At 71.0% G+C, this 17,987-nt stretch carries 17 protein-coding genes; 9 read left to right on the top strand and 8 right to left on the bottom strand.

The features are described 5' to 3' along the window. Positions 1-13 precede the first annotated feature (13 nt). Entirely contained in the window at positions 14-865 is an 852-nt protein-coding gene (locus FXO23_RS08320) for a M23 family metallopeptidase (RefSeq protein WP_158882563.1), read from the bottom strand. 701 nt (positions 866-1,566) lie between these two features. Here FXO23_RS08320 and FXO23_RS08315 point away from each other — a divergent pair. Next, positions 1,567-2,730: a S8 family peptidase gene (locus FXO23_RS08315; protein WP_158882561.1), complete on the top strand. Its 1,164-nt coding sequence runs from the start codon at positions 1,567-1,569 to the stop codon at positions 2,728-2,730. Positions 2,731-2,737: 7 nt separating this feature from the next. Here the strand turns inward: FXO23_RS08315 and FXO23_RS08310 are convergent, their stop codons facing one another. Beyond that, positions 2,738-4,546, bottom strand: coding sequence for a Xaa-Pro dipeptidyl-peptidase (locus FXO23_RS08310; RefSeq protein ID WP_158882559.1), 1,809 nt, complete (start codon positions 4,544-4,546; stop codon positions 2,738-2,740). A gap of 154 nt (positions 4,547-4,700) precedes the next feature. On the opposite strand from FXO23_RS08310, the gene FXO23_RS08305 reads away from it, so the two are divergent. From FXO23_RS08305 to FXO23_RS08290, 4 genes are all read left to right on the top strand, one after another. Further along, positions 4,701-6,251: a mucoidy inhibitor MuiA family protein gene (locus tag FXO23_RS08305; protein WP_158882557.1), complete on the top strand. Its 1,551-nt coding sequence runs from the start codon at positions 4,701-4,703 to the stop codon at positions 6,249-6,251. Beyond that, positions 6,248-7,303 carry a DUF2293 domain-containing protein gene (locus FXO23_RS08300; RefSeq protein ID WP_158882555.1) on the top strand — a complete coding sequence of 352 codons (1,056 nt, stop codon included), beginning with the start codon at positions 6,248-6,250 and terminating at the stop codon, positions 7,301-7,303. The genes FXO23_RS08305 and FXO23_RS08300 overlap by 4 nt, the downstream gene beginning before the upstream one ends. A 67-nt stretch (positions 7,304-7,370) precedes the next feature. Then, positions 7,371-7,754, top strand: a complete 384-nt coding sequence (locus tag FXO23_RS08295) for a VOC family protein (RefSeq protein ID WP_158882553.1) — start codon at positions 7,371-7,373, stop codon at positions 7,752-7,754. A gap of 55 nt (positions 7,755-7,809) precedes the next feature. Further along, complete coding sequence (locus FXO23_RS08290) at positions 7,810-8,799, top strand: ATP-grasp domain-containing protein (RefSeq protein ID WP_158882551.1); 990 nt, start codon at positions 7,810-7,812, stop codon at positions 8,797-8,799. On the opposite strand, the gene FXO23_RS08285 is transcribed toward FXO23_RS08290, so the two are convergent. Beyond that, complete coding sequence (locus FXO23_RS08285; RefSeq protein WP_158882549.1) at positions 8,781-9,209, bottom strand: CBS domain-containing protein; 429 nt, start codon at positions 9,207-9,209, stop codon at positions 8,781-8,783. The two genes, FXO23_RS08290 and FXO23_RS08285, sit on opposite strands and share 19 nt — an antisense overlap. Before the next feature lie 137 nt (positions 9,210-9,346). Here FXO23_RS08285 and FXO23_RS08280 point away from each other — a divergent pair, with 137 nt between their 5' ends. Further along, a complete protein-coding gene (locus FXO23_RS08280) occupies positions 9,347-9,970 on the top strand; it encodes a gamma carbonic anhydrase family protein (protein ID WP_158882547.1) in 624 nt (207 codons plus the stop codon). A gap of 6 nt (positions 9,971-9,976) precedes the next feature. On the opposite strand, the gene FXO23_RS08275 is transcribed toward FXO23_RS08280, so the two are convergent. From FXO23_RS08275 to pdxR, 4 genes are read right to left on the bottom strand one after another with little or no spacing between them, the layout of a single operon-like run. Then, positions 9,977-10,855 carry an alpha/beta fold hydrolase gene (locus FXO23_RS08275; RefSeq protein WP_179956719.1) on the bottom strand — a complete coding sequence of 293 codons (879 nt, stop codon included), beginning with the start codon at positions 10,853-10,855 and terminating at the stop codon, positions 9,977-9,979. A 41-nt stretch (positions 10,856-10,896) separates the two neighbouring features. Continuing rightward, positions 10,897-11,376 carry a GNAT family N-acetyltransferase gene (locus FXO23_RS08270; RefSeq protein ID WP_246257037.1) on the bottom strand — a complete coding sequence of 160 codons (480 nt, stop codon included), beginning with the start codon at positions 11,374-11,376 and terminating at the stop codon, positions 10,897-10,899. Continuing rightward, positions 11,373-11,807 carry a hypothetical protein gene (locus FXO23_RS08265; protein ID WP_158883036.1) on the bottom strand — a complete coding sequence of 145 codons (435 nt, stop codon included), beginning with the start codon at positions 11,805-11,807 and terminating at the stop codon, positions 11,373-11,375. Before FXO23_RS08265 ends, FXO23_RS08270 begins: the two co-directional genes overlap by 4 nt. Positions 11,808-11,824: 17 nt before the next feature. Continuing rightward, positions 11,825-13,249: a MocR-like pyridoxine biosynthesis transcription factor PdxR gene (gene pdxR, locus FXO23_RS08260; protein WP_158882543.1), complete on the bottom strand. Its 1,425-nt coding sequence runs from the start codon at positions 13,247-13,249 to the stop codon at positions 11,825-11,827. A 95-nt stretch (positions 13,250-13,344) separates the two neighbouring features. Between pdxR and FXO23_RS08255 the strand changes: the two genes are divergently transcribed. Beyond that, positions 13,345-13,926, top strand: coding sequence for a TIGR03086 family metal-binding protein (locus tag FXO23_RS08255; RefSeq protein ID WP_158882541.1), 582 nt, complete (start codon positions 13,345-13,347; stop codon positions 13,924-13,926). On the opposite strand, the gene FXO23_RS08250 is transcribed toward FXO23_RS08255, so the two are convergent. Then, a complete protein-coding gene (locus tag FXO23_RS08250; RefSeq protein ID WP_158882539.1) occupies positions 13,923-14,879 on the bottom strand; it encodes a neutral zinc metallopeptidase in 957 nt (318 codons plus the stop codon). The two genes, FXO23_RS08255 and FXO23_RS08250, sit on opposite strands and share 4 nt — an antisense overlap. Before the next feature lie 184 nt (positions 14,880-15,063). Between FXO23_RS08250 and FXO23_RS08245 the strand changes: the two genes are divergently transcribed. After that, positions 15,064-17,088 carry a prolyl oligopeptidase family serine peptidase gene (locus FXO23_RS08245; RefSeq protein WP_158882537.1) on the top strand — a complete coding sequence of 675 codons (2,025 nt, stop codon included), beginning with the start codon at positions 15,064-15,066 and terminating at the stop codon, positions 17,086-17,088. Positions 17,089-17,092: 4 nt separating this feature from the next. After that, complete coding sequence (locus FXO23_RS08240; protein WP_158882535.1) at positions 17,093-17,668, top strand: dihydrofolate reductase family protein; 576 nt, start codon at positions 17,093-17,095, stop codon at positions 17,666-17,668. Positions 17,669-17,987 lie beyond the last annotated feature (319 nt).

Genomic DNA, 17,987 nt, shown 5'->3' with positions numbered 1-17,987 from the left:
GGTGCGCGGCTTCCTAGTCGCAGTGCTCGAACGGGCTCTCGTAGCTCGAGGAGCCCACCGAGCCACCCCATTTCACGCAGGTGGAACCCGCCGCCTTGGTGACCGGGCCCGCGTAGTAGGTGAAGTTGCCCGAGTCGGTCACCCGCGCGGAACCCTGCACCTCCAGGAACGCCGACACCGCCGAAGCCTGGCCGAGGGACACCGCCTTCAGCGTGGTCACGCAGTTGCTCTTGGTCGAGCCGTTGTAGAGCAGGTACGCCGTCCCCGCGGTGCCCAGCGCCTGCGAGTCGACCACCGAGAATCCCGAGCCGCACACCTGTTCCGGCGAGTACGGGTTGCCGCCGCAGCCGTTCTTGCTGGTGAAGTTCGTGTGGCCGTAGTACGGCACCGCGACGCCGTTCAGCACGGCCTTGACCACCGTTCCGGACGAGCGCTGTTCGTAGTGCAGATGCGGCCCGGTGACCCCGCCGGTCGCCCCGGCCTTGCCGATTTCCTTGCCCAGCGCGACCTGCTGCCCCACCGACACCTCCTGCGCGGAAAGGTGCGCGTACCGCGTGGTCCAGCCGCCGCCGTGGTCGATCTCGATCCAGCGCCCGTAGCTCACGTTGCCCTCGTTCGCGACCCGGGTGACCTTGCCGGGGGCCGAGGCGAGCACCGGCATCCCGGTGATCCCGGACTTCTGGAAGTCGACCGAATAGGGCGGGTTGTGGCCGGAGAACGTGGCGGCGGTGACCGTGACACCGCATTTGAACGGAACCTGGAAGTTGGGGGCCGCGGACGCCGGGGCCTGGGCCGCCACCACGCCGAGCCCGGCGAGCACCGCGGTGGCCGCCGCGAGCCCGAGTCTTCTCCACACCGATCGCATTGAAACCTCCGGAGAGCAGGGAATCCGGCTCCAGGAAAGCGGGCGGCGGTACACGTTCCATACAAATGCTCCGCCCTGGGGTTGACCCGCGGGTCCGGCGAACAGCGCTTCTCCGAAGCTGGAAGCACGACGACTTCGGAGAGGACAACACCGTGCACAACGGTGACGGGGACCGCCCCGGCGCCCTGAGGAACGGGACGGGGCGTCGACCCGGGCAGCGGTGACGTCATCGGCACCGAGGAAGAGCAGACCGCCACCAGACCGGCGGGCGAGGTCAACTGGCGGAACTCCAGGGTCGGGGCGATCACCCAGGGCGTCGCCGACGAGATCGGGGCGCCGCCTGTGCGCTGAGCCGTTCGGGACGCGAACCATCCGGCCGGGGTGAAGGACCGAGCGGCCCGGTGACTCGAATACGCGTGTTACCGGGCCGCTCGGCATTCATCATTCCGAGTGGGTTTTCGGGGAAATCCTCCTCGAGTAGGCCACCAAAAACACCGATCCGGGTGATTTTCGAAACACGGTGGCGGAAACTCCGTGCGCGCCGGACCGGCCCGCCCCCGGTAGTTTCACTCGTTACGGGCTGCCGGGAGAACCACCACCATCGGGCGGGGATCCGCACACGAACAGCAGCAGAACTCCACTCGATGAACGGAATACGGTTTTTCCCGGAAGCATCGCAGCGACCAAGGGGAGAGAACGAAATGCGCCATCGTGTTCGAGTGTTGCTCGCCGCCGCCTTGATTTTCTCCGCGCAGGCGGCCGTGCCCGCCGCCACCGCCGAACCCGCGCGGCCCGCGGCCGGGAATCCCATACCCGGCCAGTACCTGGTGACCCTGAAGACCGGGTACAACCCGCAGGAGGTGCTGAACCGGCTCGGCGCCACCCCGCTGTTCGTCTACGCGACCGCGGTCATCGGATTCGCCGCGAAACTCACCGCGTTGCAGGTGAACCTGCTGCGGAAAACTCCCGGTTTCGAAAGCATCGAGCAGGACGCCGAGATCGACGCGGTGTCCATAACGGACTCCCAACGGGCGCGGGCCGTGGGTTCCTGGGGTCTGGACCGCATCGACCAGCGCGACTTGCCGCTGAACGGCGCCTACACCGCCAGCCACGACGGCTCGAATGTCACCGCCTACATCGTCGACACCGGGATCGACTTCGGGCACGGCGAGTTCGGCGGGCGCGCCCGCGCGGGCTACGACGCGATCGGCGACGGCCGCAACGGCGCCGACTGCAACGGCCACGGCACCCATGTGGCGGGCACGGTCGGCGGCTCGACCTACGGCGTGGCCAAGAAGGTCAAGCTGGTCAGCGTCCGGGTGCTCGGCTGCGACGGCCGCGGCGCCTGGTCCGGGATCGTCGCCGGATTCGACTGGGTCGCCAGGAACGCCGTGAAACCCGCGGTGATCAACGCCTCGCTCGGCGGCACACCCGGCGTGAACGCGGTCGACTCGGCCTCCGACGGCGCATCGAACAACGGCGTGTTCACCGCCGTGGCCGCGGGCAACGACACCGCCGACGCCTGCGACTACTCGCCCGCCCGCGCGTCCAAACCGATCACCATCGGCGCGACCACCAAGACCGACGGCTACGCCGGCTACAGCAACCGGGGCACCTGCGTGCAGCTGCTCGCCCCCGGCACCGACATCACCTCGGCCTGGCCCGGCGGCGGGACGAACACGATCAGCGGGACGTCCATGGCGAGCCCGCACGTGGCCGGGGTGGCCGCGCTGTACAAGCAGGCCTACGGGGACAGGTCCCAGGCCGAGGTCAACAACTGGCTGTGGCAGAACGCGAGCACCGGCAAGATCGGCTCGGTGCCCGCGAACACGCCCAACTACCTGTTGTTCTCCGCCGGTCTCTGACCGGAAGCTAGAAGGCCGCCCGCAGGGCCGCCTTCCCGCCGACGACCGGCAGGGTCACCGCGGTGCGGGTCAGGTCGATGGCCAGGCCCGCACCCGGTTTGGGCCGCAACGTGAAGTCGTGATCGCTCGACGCGAGCACGAACTCCAGCTTGTGACCGGCCGCCAGCAGGTAGTCCTTCGGCATCAGCTCGACCTCGACCCGGTAGGTGGCGCCGGGCTGGATCGGCTCGGTACGCGCCGGGTCGTGGCGGTTCTGGGGGTCGGTCCAGCCCCGCGTGATCACGCGGGAGGTGCCGTCCGGCGCGCGGTCGACGAGCACCCCGGTGATGTTCGCGGCGGGCCGGTCGAACGAGATCGCCAGGCCGACCTTGGCGGTACCGGACAGCCGGACCGCCTTCTTCGCCGCCGAGGTGGCGTAGGCGAGCCGGTTGCCGGAACTGGGCAGGTCGGCCAGTTGCTCGATCGTCTTGGTCGCGTCATCGGCGAGCCGTTCCACGTTCGCGGTGCCGGGCACCGGGTTCCGCACGTCGATCGTGCCGCGCTTCGACCCGCCCGGCCACGGGTAGACCTTGGCGTCCTCGGTGCCGGCCGCGGGCCAGTCGGCCTCGTCGATCCAGGACTTGTCCTCGCGCTGGATGGTCGCCTTCGGCGCGAGCTGGATGCCGTTGTCCACCCCGAAGAGGTAGTGCGACATCCACTTGTTCAGCGTGACCAGCCACTCGTCCCGGCGCAGGCTGTACGGATCGGCGTGCCCGGCCTGGTGCAGCCAGATCTTGTGCTCGATCCCCCGCTCTCGCAGCGCCGCGTACCATTTAGCGACCTGGCTCATCTTGACGTTCCAGTCGTTCATGCCGTGCACGGCGAGGACCGAAGCGCGCACCTTGCCCACGTCGTTGCGGTAGTTCCGGTCGTCCCAGAACTCGCTGTAGTCACCGGTGACCCGGTCCTGGTCGGTGTCGAGCTTGTCGATCACCGGGCGGCAGATCGCCCGGTCGGCACGCGTGTAGACGTAGTCGGCCAGCACGTCCGCGTCCTCGCCCTGGTAGCCGCCCGGGGCCACGACGGCGCCGTCCTCGCGGTAGTAGTCGTACCAGCTGGAGATCGCCGCGATCGGCACGATCGTCTCCAGCCCCGCCACGCCCGTGCTCGCCACGGCGTTGGGCAGCGTGCCGTTGTACGAGACGCCCATCATGCCGGTCTTGCCGGTGCTCCAGTCGGCCTTGACCGCTTTCCCGGCCGCGTCGCGTGCGGGGGCCCGGCCGTTCAGCCAGTCCACTACCGACTTCGCGCCGATGGTCTCGTTCTTGTCGCCGGTGGTCGGGCAGCCGGTCGACTGCCCGCTGCCCAGGGACTCGCCGTACACCACGGCGAACCCGCGGGCGGTGAAGTACTGCTCGTAACGCCAGGTGATCGGCGCGGCGGCCGGGCCCACCACCGAGGTCGGGATCCGGGGTCCCTCGGCACCGCGCTTGCCGCCCGGGACGTACAGCTCGACGTCGACGTTGTGGTTGGCCACGTCGTTCCCGCCCGCGTAGTACGGGCTCGCCTGGTACACCACGGGCGCCTTCATGCCCTGCTGGGTCGCGCGCGGCCGGACCACCTCGACGTGCACCTGGTCGTCCTTGCCGTCGTGGTCGCTGTCCACCGGCGCGGTCACCCAGAGGCTCTCCCGCACCACGTCCGCCGGGTCGAACACCGGCTGTGCCTGGCCGCCGGAGAACACCGGCGCCGGAGGCGTTTCCGCCTGCGCGCCCAGGGGGAACAACGGCGCCGCGACGACCGCGGCGAGCAGTGCGGCTAGGCGTGCGGTTCTCACTCAAAACCCCCAGTCGGGCCGGGACTCTCCAACGGCCTAAACCTTCCCCGCGGGTCAGACGGTGTCAAGAAAATCGCGGCGCTCCCCGACGAAAGGCGGGAGCCATGCCGACACTTGGCTGAGCCCGTTGCGGCGTCGGCGGTACCGTGCGGACATGGACGCCCCGATCGTCGCCGTGACCGTCTATCCGCACAACGCCCGGATCACCCGCCGGGGCCGGGCAAAACTCGGCGACGGCAACCGGTTCGCCGTGTCCGGGCTGCCGCTCACGCTGCAGCAGGACTCGGTCCGGGTCAGCGGTTCCGGCCCGGCCTCGATCGCGGGGGTGGAAATCGCCACCGAGCACCTGCCCCGCACCGACGATCCCGAGGTGCGCACCCTGCTCGACCGGCAGCGCGAAACGCGGGCCCGCCGGGACGAGGTGGCCGACGCCCAGGCGGTCGAGGAGTCGCGCGCGGAGTTGCTCGGCTCACTGTCCCGGCGCAGCGGCGGCGCGTTCGCCAAGGCGCTCTCGTCCGGTACGGCCGAACCGGACCGGGTCGCCCAGGTGTCCGGGGCGCTGGCCGAGCAGTACGCGGGCGTGCTCGCCCGGCGCCGCGAACTCACCGAACGGCACGCGGAGCTGGCCGAGGAGCTCGCCGCGATCGACCGCGCCCTGCAAGCCCGCCAGGCGGCGGCCGCCCCGGATCGCGTGACGGTCACCGTCGACCTGGATCCCGCCGCGGACGCCCCGGAAGACGCCGAGGTCGAGCTCGAACTGTCCTATGTGGTCAGCGATGCCTGGTGGGAGGCGAACTACGACGTCCGGCTGCGCGAAAACGCGGTCGCGGTCACCTGGCACGGCATGGTCACCCAGAGCACCGGCGAGGACTGGCCGGAATGCGAGCTGGCGCTGTCCACCGCCCGGCCCGCGTCGACGGTCGGCGTGCCGGAGCTCGAACCGTGGTTCCTCGACCGCGTCAAACCGGTGCGGCACTTCGCCCAGAGCGCGCCCGCGGAGCCGGGGTCGGTCGGCTACGGCGGCGCGCCCCGCGAGCTGCTGGCCGCGGCCCCGATGCCCCAGCAGGCCGCCGCGCTCGAGCAGGGCGCCACCGCCGCGACCTACCGGCCCGCGCGGCCGATCGCGGTCCCCGCCGACGCGGTGGCGCACCGCACGACGCTCGCCGAACTGGAGTTCGAGGCGGAGCTGGACTACCTCACCGCGCCCCTGCTCGGCGAGGAGGCGTACCTGCGGGCCGTGGTGACCAACACCAGCGAGCACACGCTGCGCCAAGGCAGGGCGTCGGTGTTCCACGGCAACGACTTCACCGGCGCGATCTGGTTGAAGGGCTGGGCGCCCGGCGAGGAGACCGAACTCGCGCTGGGCGTGGACGACCGCGTCCGCGTCGAACGGAAGCTCGTGCGGCGCGGCGCGAGCAAGGGCACGCTGTCCGGGACGCGGAAGCGGGAGGCGGAGTACCGGATCACCGTGGAGAACCACACGGCCCGGCAAGCCACGGTCACCGTCCTGGACCAGGTGCCGGTGTCCCGCGACGACGCGATCAAGGTGCGCGAGGTGCACGCCACGCCGGAGCCGGTGCAACGCACCGAGATGGGCGAGCTGACCTGGCGACTGGACCTGGCCGCGGGCGCGACCGGCGAGGTCACCCTCGCGTTCCGGGTGGACGTCGATCGGGGTGTCGAGGTGAGCGGGTGGCGGGAATGAGCTCGGAGAAGCTGCGCCGCCGGGTCGTCACGGCCGCCGAGACCGCGCTGACCCGGTCGAAGTACGTCGCCCCCGTCGAAGTGCTGAACGCGCTCGGCTGGTTGCCCGCGCCGCGGGTGGACGAATGGCGCCGCGGGCAGCTCCCGCATCTCGAGCAGGCCACCGCCGTGGATGCCGGGAAGATCGTGGAGGCGCTGGAGTACCTCAGCGGCTGGGCCCGCGAACGGTCCTTGCGGCCGAGCGAGACCGCGTACCTGGCGAGCACCCGCGATCGCCGGAACCTGCGCTTCACCGCGGCCGCGGACGAGCGCGTGGAACTGGCCTTCCGCACGCACTGGGTCTCGCCGGAACTGTCCGACAAGCGGCGCGCCCAGCTGGCGGCCCGGCAGAGCAAGGCGCCCGATCTGGTCGTGGTCTCCCCGCTCAACGAGTGGACCTGCACGGGCTGCCGCAGCGCCGCCGAGGCCGGGGAGTTCCTGTTCCAGGAGGACGGCGAACCGCTGTGCCTGTCCTGTGCGGACTTCGATCACCTGATCTTCCTGCCGTCGGGCAACGCCGCGCTCTCCCGCCGGGCCAAGAAGGAGAGCACGCTGTCCGCGGTGGTCGTGCGGTTCAACCGCAGGCGCAAGAGGTACGAGCGCCAGGGAATCCTGGTCGAGGAGGCCGCGCTGGAGCGCGCCGAGGGCCAGTGCCTCGCGGACGCGGACGTCCGCGAGCGCCGCCGGGAACGGGACGCGGTGCGGCGGGCCGCCCAGGACGTGGAGTTCGCGGCGGACCTGGCCGCCGCCATCGTGCGGCAGTTCCCCGGATGCCCGGCCGACCGCGCGCGGGCGATCGCCGAACACGCCGCCACGCGCGGCAGCGGACGGGTCGGCCGGTCCGCGGCGGGACGGGCGCTGGACGAGAACGCGATCCGGCTCGCCGTGATCGCCTCGGTCCGGCACCTGGACACGAACTACGACGAACTCCTGATGTCCGGGGTCGCCCGGGAGGACGCCCGGGACCGGATCCGCGACGATATCGACCGGGTGCTCGAATCCTGGCGAGGTTGACCTCCAGCGAACTCGAGGTTCTACCGTCGGTGGTGTCCGATCCCGTTCTGGCGAAAGGAAATCCACCATGGCGATTCAGCTCAACCACACCATCGTCGCGGCGCGGGACAAGGCGAAGTCGGCGAACTTCCTGACCGAGATCCTCGGCCTCCCGGAGCCGACCACGTTCGGGCCGTTCCAGGTCGTCCAGACGGACAACGACGTCTCCCTCGACTTCTACGAGGTGGCGGGCGACGTCGTCTCGCAGCACTACGCGTTCCTCATCAGCGAGGAGGAGTTCGACCAGATCTTCGACCGGATCCGGCAGCGCGGGGTGCCGTACTGGGCGGACCCCTTCCACGACAAGCCCGGCGAGATCAACACCAACGACGGCGGGCGCGGGGTCTACTTCGAGGATCCGGACGGCCACAACCTGGAGATCATCACTCGTCCGTACGGCAGTGGCGGGTGACCGCCTACCGGTCCAATTTCCCGGCCCCGGCGCCAAGGTCAAGTAGCCTCGCGACATGCGGGTGCTGCTCTCCGGCGGATCGGGGCTGACCTCCCGTCAGGTGGCCACCCAGCTCGCGGCGCACGGACATGAGGTCCATGCCGTCGCGCCGCCCGGGCCCTGTCTGGCCCGGCTGACCGGCCACGTGCGGGAGGTCCACCGAGTGCCCGCTTACCGCGCCGATCCACGCGCGTGGTTCGCCGCGACCCTGCGGGTTCTGGAGGCGGGCACCTTCGACGTGCTGCTGCCCACCGGCGAACAGGCCTTCCTGCTGGCCCGCGAAGCCGGGCGGGTGCGCGGGCTCGGACCGACGCTCCCGGTGCCCGCGGCCGAAGCGGTGCGGCGGCTGGCGGCCGGGCGGGCCGCCGCGACGCTGACCGGACTCGGCATCCCCGCGGGCTCCGCTGTGGACGGTCCACTTCAGACGGTGCGGGCGGTCTACGACAAGGGCGCGCTGATCGCCGCGCACGCGAGCCTGCGCGTCCGGCCGGGCCATCGGCGCGGGGTGGCGACCGGTCTGGTCCGGGAGCATCTGGAGGCGTTCGGGCGGGGCCTGGACTGGACGGGCGGGGCCTCCTTCGACGTCGTCGTGCATGATCGCCGTCCGTGTTTCCTGCGCGCCGATCCGTGGCTGGCGGAACCGGGCGACGCGTGGCGGTCGGGCGTCGACCTGGTGGACGCGCTGGTGCGGGTGGCCACCGGCGCGGTGGTCACCCCGATGCCGTCGGGCCGGCCGGGGGTGCGGACCCATCAGCTCCTCGTGGCGGCGCTGGACGCGGCGCCGAGGGGCCGCCGCGCGGTCGCCGCCGAGTGGCTCGCGTGCCGGTTCGGACGCGGCGACTACGCGGGCAGCCGGGAGGAACTCACCCCGGGCTACCGGGATCCGCGCGCGACGGTGAGCACCGCCGCGCTCCTGCTGGCGCTGGTGTGCCGCCCGTCGCTGGCGAACCGGCTCACCTTGCGTATGTCCGAGGACTCGCTCCGCGATCAGCCCTGGGCGATGTAGGCCTCCAACTGCTCCTGGCTGCGTTCGAGTTCCTGCATGCGGACCTTCACCACGTCACCGATGCTGACGATGCCGACCAGTTTGCCATCGGCGAGCACCGGAACGTGCCGGATCCGGCGTTCGGTCATGACCACGCTGAGCTGGTCGACGGAGTCCTCCGGGGCGCAGCTCGCCACCATCCTGGTCATGATCTCGGAGACCGGCTGCCCGAGCAGTCCGGGACCGCGTTCGTGCAACTTGCGCACCACGTCGCGTTCGGAGACGATGCCCGCGATCCCGTCCGGGGCGAGGACGACCATCGCGCCAACGTTGTGCTCGGCAAGGCCGGCTAGCAGTTCGGTCACCGTGGTCCTCGGTTCGACCGTCGCCACCTGGGAGCCCTTGCTCCGCAGTACATCGGCAATCCGCATCTGCACCCTCCCGGGTCCGGTGAGCTGGCTCACACCAGGTTAGGGTCTACCGGGCTACAGCGAAAGTCGCGAACCCGGCAAATCCAGCAGTCCGAAATCCGCCAGCTTCGCACTCGCGCGCCACGCATCCTCGAGGCATGCTCATTCGCCACCGCGACCGCACACCCGAGGTGCACCCCACCGCGTGGATCGCTCCGACGGCGACGCTGGTCGGCAACGTGTCCGTCGGCCCGCACGCCCGGGTGCTGTACGGGGCCGTGCTCGACGCCGAGGGCTCCCGGGTCGAGGTGGGCGCGTCCTCGATCGTCGCCGAGCACGCGGTGCTCCGGGCGAGCGCGGTCGCCGAGCCCGAGCGCCCGGTGCTGATCGCGGATCACGTGTTCGTCGGCCCGCACGCGTGCGTGCTGGGCGCGGAGATCGCGCGCAGCGTCTACCTCGCCGCGCACGCCACGGTCCTGCACGGCGCCGAGGTCGCGACGGGTTCGTGCGTCGCGGTCGGCGCGCTGGTGCACGCGAACACCGTGCTGCCCCAGGAGTTCTTCGTGCCTCCGCACACCACGGCCGTCGGTTCGCCGGTGCGGGTGCTCGGCCCGGACCGGCCCGGAGAACTCGTCGACGCGATCGCCTCGGCGGGGTTCGCCGCGGCCGCGTTCGGCGTCACGGGCCGGTGGGAGGACCGCGCGGCGCGGTACGAGCGGGCCGCGGAGATCCGTTCGGCAGAGTTCGCCGCCCATGTGCGGGACACCGTTGTGCGCGGGTGAACGCGGTCATCGGCGCACCAACTCGCGGATCGCGGCGGCGACCTCGGTGGGACATTCCTCGGGCAGGAAATGCCCGCACGGCAGCGTTCCGGTGCGCAGATCGCTCGCCCAGGCGCCCCACACCTCGGCCGGGTCGAACGGCAACGGCAGGTCGCCCGGGTCCTGCCACAGCGCCAGCGCCGGCATGCCGAGCCGCCGCCCGCTCGCCCGGTCCGCGGCGTCGTGCTCCGGATCGGCGAACGCGCTCGCGCGGTAGTCCTGGCAGATCGCGTGGATGCTCGCCGGGTCCCGCGCCGCCTCGAGATAAGCCGACCGCACCGCCGCCGGGATCGCGCCGGGCGCCTTCGTCCACGTGTCCAGGAAATGCCCGAAGAACCGGTCCGGCGCCGCGCCGACGAGGGCTTCCGGCAACGGTTCCGCTTGGGCGAGCAGGTAGAGGTGGAACGCGAACACGCCGCCGATCCCGGCGAGCGACGCCCACATGTCCAGTGCGGGAATCACGTCGAGCACGCCGAGGTGGCTGATCCGCTCCGGCCGGTCGAGCGCCGCCCGGAAGGCGACCAGCGCGCCCCGATCGTGTCCCACGAGCGCGAACCGTTCGCAGGAGAACCCGTCGAGCAACGCGAACACGTCCGCGGCCAGCGCCCGTTTCGCGTACCGTCCCGCGTCGGGCGGTTTGTCGCTCGCGCCGTACCCCGGCAGGTCCGGGCAGACGACGAAGTGGTCCGCGGCGAGGTCGGCGGCCACCGACCGCCACGCGAGGTGCGTCTCGGGAAACCCGTGCAGCAGCACCACGGGCGGCCCGGCGCCCCCGTAGGCGACGTTGAGCGCGAGGCCACCAGCGGTGCGCCGCTGGTAGTCGAAATCTGGGATTCGTGGGGTCACGGACCCACGGTCGCACCCGGCACCGACAATTTCGGCGAGTGCTACCCGGCGACCCGCCGCATCACCACGCGCGGCCCGATCTTCTCCAGCCCCGCCGCGCGTTCCGCCTCGATCACCGCGCGCAGCCCGGCACCCCATTCCTCCTCCGGCAGCACGGAAAACCCTTGCCGCGCATACCAGGGCGCGTTCCACGGCACGTCCGCGAAGGTCGTCAGCGTCACCGGCCGCGGACCGGCCGCCCGCACGGCCGCCGAAAGCAATGCCGTCCCCAGCCCCCGCCGCCCGTATTCCGGATCCACCGACACCTGGTGCACATGCATCCCGTCGTCCAGCGGCCCGCTCACCAGGAACCCGACCGGCGGCGAACCCACCACGAACACCGAATGCGACGCGTCCAGTTCATCCAGGATGCTGCCCGGCGGGAACCGGACTCCCTCGAACATCGCGTCCGACGCCCGCTCCACACCCGGCAGCGCATCGAGTTCGGCGACGCGCGGGATCCGCACCTCGAAGTCGGTCATCCGCCCAGCCGCTCCGCCAAACCGTCCAGGGCCGCCCGGATTCCTCGCGCGTACTCGTCGTCGCCCAACGCGGAAAGCTTCTCCCGCGCCAGCGCCACCTGCTCCCGCGCCCGGTCGAAATCCCCCAGTTTCCGGTAATCCTCTCCCAGATTCAGATGCAGCGACGGGTAGAACCCGCGGACCGCCAGCGAATCGTGATACTCCTTCGCCCGCTCGTCGGTCAGCGAATCCGCGGCCGCCAGCGCACGGAGATCCCAGTCCAGTTCCTCGGCCGGATCATCGCGCACATCCGCCATGTGGTGCGCCAAAGCGCAGCGGTGCAACGGATCCCCGTCCGGCCCGACCTCCGCCCACAGCCGGGCGAACAGCTCCCGCGCGCCCGCCCGGTCGCCGCCGACGTGCAACCGCAGGCCCTCGTGGATCCGCGCCATCACCGCGTCGCCCTCGCTCACCGCCACGTCCCTTCGTCCAGAACCACCCGCAACCGCCGCAGCCCGAGCCGGATCCGCTCCGGGCGAATGGCGCCGTAGCCGAACACCAAACCCGGCCGGACGTCCTCCCGCTCGCTGAATCCTCCCAGCCGGTAAAGGAAAACCCCGGACGCACGCGCCGCACGAACCAGCCCCGGCGTCCCGCATTCCCCGATCGCGCTCAGGTGCAGGCCCGCCGAGCACGGTACCGGTGTGAGCACGTCGGCGAAATCGAGTTTCAGCGACTCGGTCACCAGTTCGTGCCGCGCCCGGTACTCCCGCCGCATCTTGCGCACGTGCCGCGCGAACGCGCCCTCGTCCAGGAAACGCGCGAGCGCGGCCTGCGCGGGGCCCGGGGAATGCCAGTCGGTCAGGTACTTCGCCTTGCGCAGCGCGGAACGCAACGACGGCGGCGCGATCAGGTAGCCCAGTCGCAGCGCGGGATACAGCACCTTGGAGAACGAGCCCACGTAGATCACCCGCCCGGCGCCGTCCAGGCTGTGCAACGGTTCCATGGGGCGGCCGGTGAACCGGAACTCGGTGTCGTAGTCGTCCTCGACGATCACCGCGTCCTGCCGTTCCGCCCACGCGATCAGCTCCATCCGCCGCCGCATCGACATCGCGATGCCGAGCGGGAACTGGTGCGACGGCGTCACATACACCAACCGGGTGCCGGGCGGGATCGCGTCCACCACGATCCCTTCGGCGTCCACCGGAACCCCGGCGACCCGCGCGCCGAACCCGGTGAACACCAGCCGCGGCGGCGGATACCCGGGATCCTCGACCGCGGCGGTCTCCCCCGGCCGCAGCAGCACCCGCGCGATCAGGTCCAGCGCCTGCTGGGTCCCGCTGGTGACGAGCACGTCCGCCGGATCGGTCCGCACGTTCCGCGACACCCCCGCCTGCCGCGCGATCGCCTCGCGCAGCGGCGGATGCCCGCCCGGTTCGACGTAGGTGAGTATGTCCGCATTGGACACTCGCAGCTGCTGCGCGACCAGGCGCCGCCAGGTGTCGAACGGGAACATGCCAAGATCCGGCACCCCGGTGCGGAAGTCGAATTCCGGCGGCGGCGCGAAGCCGCGCGGCTGCTCCGGCAGCCGGTCCCACACCTCGACCGGCTCCACCGCCGATCCGGCGGGTGGCCGATCGAAATCGCTTCCGCTGAGCCCGTCCCGCACGAACGTGCCGGAACCGACCCGGCCGGCCAGGAAGCCCTCCGCGGTCAGCCGGTCGTACGCGGCGCTGACCGTGTTCCGCGAGACCGCGAGCCGCGCGGCGAGTTCCCGGGTCGGCGGGAGCGCGGCGCCCGCGCGCAGGCGACCGTCCAGCACGGCGGACCGGATCTGCCGGTAGATCGCGTCGCGGCGCGGCTCACCGGCCGCGAAGTCGATGTGGAGATCCACGGCACCACCCTAGATCGCAGGCCGCGATTGGCCCAGTCAGACTGACCCGATTTTGGCCCTTCAGGGGAGCCGATCGCGCACCTAGTGTCCACGACATGGACATTCGCCACCTGGACCGGCGCGCGCTCGAAACCATCGACAAGATCATCGCCGACGCGCACCCGAACGACCTGGACCGCCCGACCCCCTGCGCCGCGTGGAACCTCCGCGACCTGCTGCGCCACCAGATCAGCGAGAACACCGCGTTCTCGATCGCCCTGCGCGAAGGCGCGGCTGCCGACTGGGAATCCGGCGCCCGCAGCACGGACGTGTTCCGCGACTACGCCGAATCCGTCACCGCCGTCCTCGGCGCGATCGACGCGGAAGGCACCCTGGAACGACCGGTCTCCATCCACGAGTTCGGGCCCTTCCCCGGACGGATCGCGGTGAGCATGCACCTCGTCGACTCGGTGGTGCACGGCTGGGACATCGCGAAAACGCTCGGCGTGCCCTACCAGCCGGACCCGGACGCCGTGCACGAGGCCCTGCTCTTCGCGGAGAAGATCCCGGCGGACCCGGAAACCCGGGGGCCGGACGCCAGCTTCGACCTGGTCGTCCCGGTCGGCGCGGACGCGTCCGAACTGGAGCGCCTGCTCGGGCTGGTCGGCCGCTCGCCGGGCTGGGCGCCGCCGCGCTAACGCACGTCCCCGGCCGGGGCCGTCCAGGTGTTGCAGGCGGAGGTGTGCTTCCCGTCGAACCCGGCGCGCGCCCACTTCACCTGGTGCTGCCGGGTGCCGTGGGAGTCGCTGTCCTCGACGTACCCGAACTCGATCATCGCCTTGTCGGCGAGCGACTTGCTCACCGAGCCCCGGCCGGCCGCGGCCGCGATGAACATCCCGGCGAAGCAGTTCGCCTGCAGCTCCAGCCGGCGGCCCAGCTCGAGGTCCTCCGGGGTGCCCTTGGTGATCTCGCGCTCCTTGTCCTCCAGCGCGCCCATGATCCCGCTCAGCTCCTGCACGTGGTGGGCGTACTCGTGGGCCAGCAGCGCCAGGTGCGCGGACTGGATGACCCCCGCGTCCTCAAGCAGCCGGTCGCGCGGCATGTAGATCGTGCGGTCGCCGCCGCAGTAGTACGCGGTCGCCTCCTCCTTGCTGGGCGCCGCGCCGCACGCGCTCGAACTGGGCACCTCGATCTCCAGTTCGGTGGGCTCGAACGGTTCGTTCACCTGTTCCAGCGCCGCCTTCCACGCGGTGTCCAGGCAGCCGACCTCGGCCTGGTAGTACTCGCGCAGCGCCTCCGGGGTCCGCTTGATCGCGGGCAACCGGCAGGTGATCTGCGGCAGGCCGACCCCGGGGTTCAGCAACGGGTTGGTGCCGAGTTCGTAGACCGCTGCCGCCTTCTTGCCCGGCGTGCCGTCCGCGGGTGCCTGCTCGCGGTTCGAACCGCCCGCCGGGGCGGGCAGCGCGTGCCCCTCGATCGTGCGGGAACCGCTGCCCAGCAGCGCCACCCCGCCGACGATGGCCAGGACGACGACCAGGATCCCGAACACCGCGAACGGCGAGTTGCGCGGTTGCTCGGGCGGTGGTGGCTGCCAGTACGTCTCGGGCAGCTCGGCGACCGCGGGCCGCGCGTCGTCCTGAGCCGGATCCATGGGCACCTCGGGATCGTCTGGGCATGCTGGTGCGCGCCCGGACGTGCATCCCCCGCGCAGAACAGAAAAGCGGTCCCCCAACCGGCGCTTGGCCAATCATACAAAGACCGGACATGGCTGGGATCACAGTTCGGGAACGGCGGCCGCCCGCACCCGGCGCGGACCGGAAGTACAAACTGGTCTCATGGCTGATGTGGACCCCTACCTGTGGCTGGAAGACGTGACCGGCGAGGAGGCCCTCGACTGGGTTCGCGCGCGCAACGCGGAAACGGTCGGCGAGCTGACCGGCGGCGAGCGGTTCGCCGATCTGCGGGACGGGATCCGCGAGGTGCTCGACGCCGACGACCGCGTTCCGTATGTCCGCCGCCGCGGCGAGTACCTCTACAACTTCTGGCAGGACGCCAGTCATCCGCGCGGGCTGTGGCGGCGCACCACACTCGAGGAGTACCGCCGCGAGCAGCCGGACTGGGAGCTGCTGCTCGACGTCGACGCGCTCGCCGAGGCCGAGGGCGAGAACTGGGTCTGGCAGGGCGCGAACGTGCTGCACCCCGGCTTCGGCCGGGCCCTGGTCGAACTGTCCCGGGGCGGGGCGGACGCCACGGTGATCCGCGAGTTCGACCTCGACCGGCGCGCGTTCGTCGAGGACGGGTTCTTCCTCCCCGAGGCCAAGAGCGGCGTCGACTGGATCGATGCGGACCGGATCTACGTCGGCACCGATTTCGGCGAGGGCTCGCTGACCACGTCCGGCTATCCGCGGATCTTCAAGGAATGGCGGCGCGGTACCCCGCTGGACGAGGCGACCGTGGTCTTCGAGGGCAAGGCGGACGACGTCGCCGTGCACGCCTACCACGACTCGACCGAGGGCTGGGAACGCGACTTCGTCAGCCGCAGCATCGACTTCTACCGTTCCGAACGGTTCCTGCGCGCCCTGGACGGGGAACTCGTCCGCATCGACGTGCCGGAGGACGCGAAGCCCTCGGCGTACCGGGAATGGCTGCTCATCCGGACTCGCTCGCCGTGGGCGGTCGGCGGCGCGGAGTACCCGGCGGGCGCGCTGCTCGCCGCGAAGTTCGACGACTACCTGGCCGGGAAGCGCGAGCTGACCGTGCTGTTCGAGCCCACGCCGAGCACCTCGCTGGAGTACTACGTCTGGACCCGCAACCACCTGCTGCTGAGCACGCTCTCGGACGTGAAGACCGAGTTGCGGGTGCTCACCCCGGGTGCGGACGGCTGGCGGGACGCGCCGCTGGCCGGCGCGCCCGAACTGGGGACCGCGGAGATCGTGGACACCGATCCGGACACCGGCGACGAGTACTTCCTCAACACCAGCGGCTACACCGAACCGTCGACGCTGAGCTACGGGCACGTCGGCGGCGAGGTGGAAACGCTCAAACAGGCGCCCGCCCGCTTCGACAGCACGGGGATCTCGGTCGGCCAGTACTTCGCGACCTCGAAGGACGGCACCCGGATCCCGTATTTCGTGGTGCGGCCGGCGGGCGCGGCAGGCGGCCCCGCCCTGCTCACCGGCTACGGCGGCTTCGAGGTTTCGCTCACGCCGTCCTACAGCGGCGTGATCGGCCGCGGCTGGCTCGCCCGCGGTGGGACGTACGTGGTGGCCAACATCCGCGGCGGCGGGGAATACGGTCCGGAATGGCACACGAGCGCGATCAAGGCCAACCGGCACCTGGTGTACGAGGACTTCGCCGCGGTCGCCGCCGACCTGACCGAACGCGGCATCACCACGCCGGAGCGGCTCGGCATCCAGGGCGGCAGCAACGGCGGCCTGCTGATGGGCGTGATGCTCACCCGCTACCCCGAACTGTTCGGCGCGATCGTCGTGCAGGTTCCGCTGCTGGACATGCGCCGGTACCACAAGCTGCTGGCCGGCGCGTCCTGGATGGCCGAGTACGGCGATCCGGACGAACCGGCCGAGTGGGCCTACCTCGGCGAGTACTCCCCGTACCAGAACGTCCACAGTGGACGCGACTATCCGCCGACCCTGTTCGTCACCTCGACCCGGGACGACCGGGTGCACCCCGCGCACGCCCGCAAGATGGTGGCGAAGATGCGCGAGCAGGGGCACGACGTGCGCTACCACGAGAACATCGAAGGCGGCCACGGCGCGGCGGCGGACAACGAGCAGCTCGCGTTCAAATGGGCGCTGGTCTTCGAGTTCCTGTGGGAACAGCTCGCGAAACGGCAGGGGTGAGCCCGTGCGCAAGCTCACCTACTACGTCGCCAGTTCGATCGACGGTTTCATCGCGGGGCCGGACGGGTCCGCCGACTTCTACCTCCTCGAAGGCGACCACGCCGCGCCGCTCACCGCCCACGCCCCGGAAACCGTGCCGACCGCCTGGCGCGCGGCCGCCGGGATCACCGGCGAGAACAAGCGGTTCGACACCGTCCTCATGGGACGCGAAACCTACGAGATCGGCGGACCGCGCATGGGCGTCGCGAGCCCGTACGCGCATCTGCGCCAGTACGTCTTCTCCCGCACCCTCGCCGAAGCCGCCGATCCCGCGATCGAGATCGTCTCCGGCGATCCCGTCGCCAAGGTCCGCGAACTCAAGGCCGAGGAATCGGCGCTGGGCATCTGGCTCTGCGGCGGCGGTTCCCTGGCGCGCACCCTGCAAGCGGAGATCGACGAGCTGATCATCAAGTTCCACCCGGTGGCCATCGGATCGGGAATCCCGTTGTTCACCGGCGACTTCCAGCCCGTGCACTACCGGGTCACCGCAAGCCACGTCTACGACAGCGGCGTCGCCGTCCTCACCTACTCCCGGCGCTGATCGTCCCCCAATGTGGCATTGGGGGCGTTGAAGGTTCCGAAAGCCGCATTGGGGGATTTCTCGGTAGGGCTTGTCGAGAGGTGCGCGGGGTGCTCGATGCGGTGTGGGGAACCTTGCCTTCCCGCGCGCGCCGAAGGCCGCATCGGACACCCGCCTACTCCCGGAACGGGGAACACACCCGACCAGAACGGGGAACTCGCGGCAGCGGGCCCTCCACCTGCCGCGAGTCCCCCGTTTCGGACGTGCGAGTCCCCCGTTTCGGCACACCGAGTTCCCCATCTCGGTAGGCGAGCCCCGGCATCCGGGCACCCCACGAACA

This window comes from Amycolatopsis anabasis (assembly GCF_009765355.1).
Taxonomy (GTDB): domain Bacteria; phylum Actinomycetota; class Actinomycetes; order Mycobacteriales; family Pseudonocardiaceae; genus Amycolatopsis; species Amycolatopsis anabasis.
The sequence above is the reverse complement of the archived record's forward strand: the minus strand, read 5'-3'. Positions and strand labels throughout refer to the sequence as shown.

Bases quoted from the DNA above. Each gene is read 5' to 3' on its own strand.
- FXO23_RS08320 (WP_158882563.1), bottom strand. From the start codon at position 865: ATGCGATCGGTGTGGAGAAGACTCGGGCTCGCGGCGGCCACCGCGGTG.
- FXO23_RS08315 (WP_158882561.1), top strand. From the start codon at position 1,567: ATGCGCCATCGTGTTCGAGTGTTGCTCGCCGCCGCCTTGATTTTCTCC.
- FXO23_RS08305 (WP_158882557.1), top strand. From the start codon at position 4,701: ATGGACGCCCCGATCGTCGCCGTGACCGTCTATCCGCACAACGCCCGG.
- FXO23_RS08300 (WP_158882555.1), top strand. From the start codon at position 6,248: ATGAGCTCGGAGAAGCTGCGCCGCCGGGTCGTCACGGCCGCCGAGACC.
- FXO23_RS08295 (WP_158882553.1), top strand. From the start codon at position 7,371: ATGGCGATTCAGCTCAACCACACCATCGTCGCGGCGCGGGACAAGGCG.
- FXO23_RS08290 (WP_158882551.1), top strand. From the start codon at position 7,810: ATGCGGGTGCTGCTCTCCGGCGGATCGGGGCTGACCTCCCGTCAGGTG.
- FXO23_RS08285 (WP_158882549.1), bottom strand. From the start codon at position 9,209: ATGCGGATTGCCGATGTACTGCGGAGCAAGGGCTCCCAGGTGGCGACG.
- FXO23_RS08280 (WP_158882547.1), top strand. From the start codon at position 9,347: ATGCTCATTCGCCACCGCGACCGCACACCCGAGGTGCACCCCACCGCG.
- FXO23_RS08270 (WP_246257037.1), bottom strand. From the start codon at position 11,376: ATGACCGACTTCGAGGTGCGGATCCCGCGCGTCGCCGAACTCGATGCG.
- FXO23_RS08265 (WP_158883036.1), bottom strand. From the start codon at position 11,807: ATGGCGCGGATCCACGAGGGCCTGCGGTTGCACGTCGGCGGCGACCGG.
- FXO23_RS08255 (WP_158882541.1), top strand. From the start codon at position 13,345: ATGGACATTCGCCACCTGGACCGGCGCGCGCTCGAAACCATCGACAAG.
- FXO23_RS08250 (WP_158882539.1), bottom strand. From the start codon at position 14,879: ATGGATCCGGCTCAGGACGACGCGCGGCCCGCGGTCGCCGAGCTGCCC.
- FXO23_RS08245 (WP_158882537.1), top strand. From the start codon at position 15,064: ATGGCTGATGTGGACCCCTACCTGTGGCTGGAAGACGTGACCGGCGAG.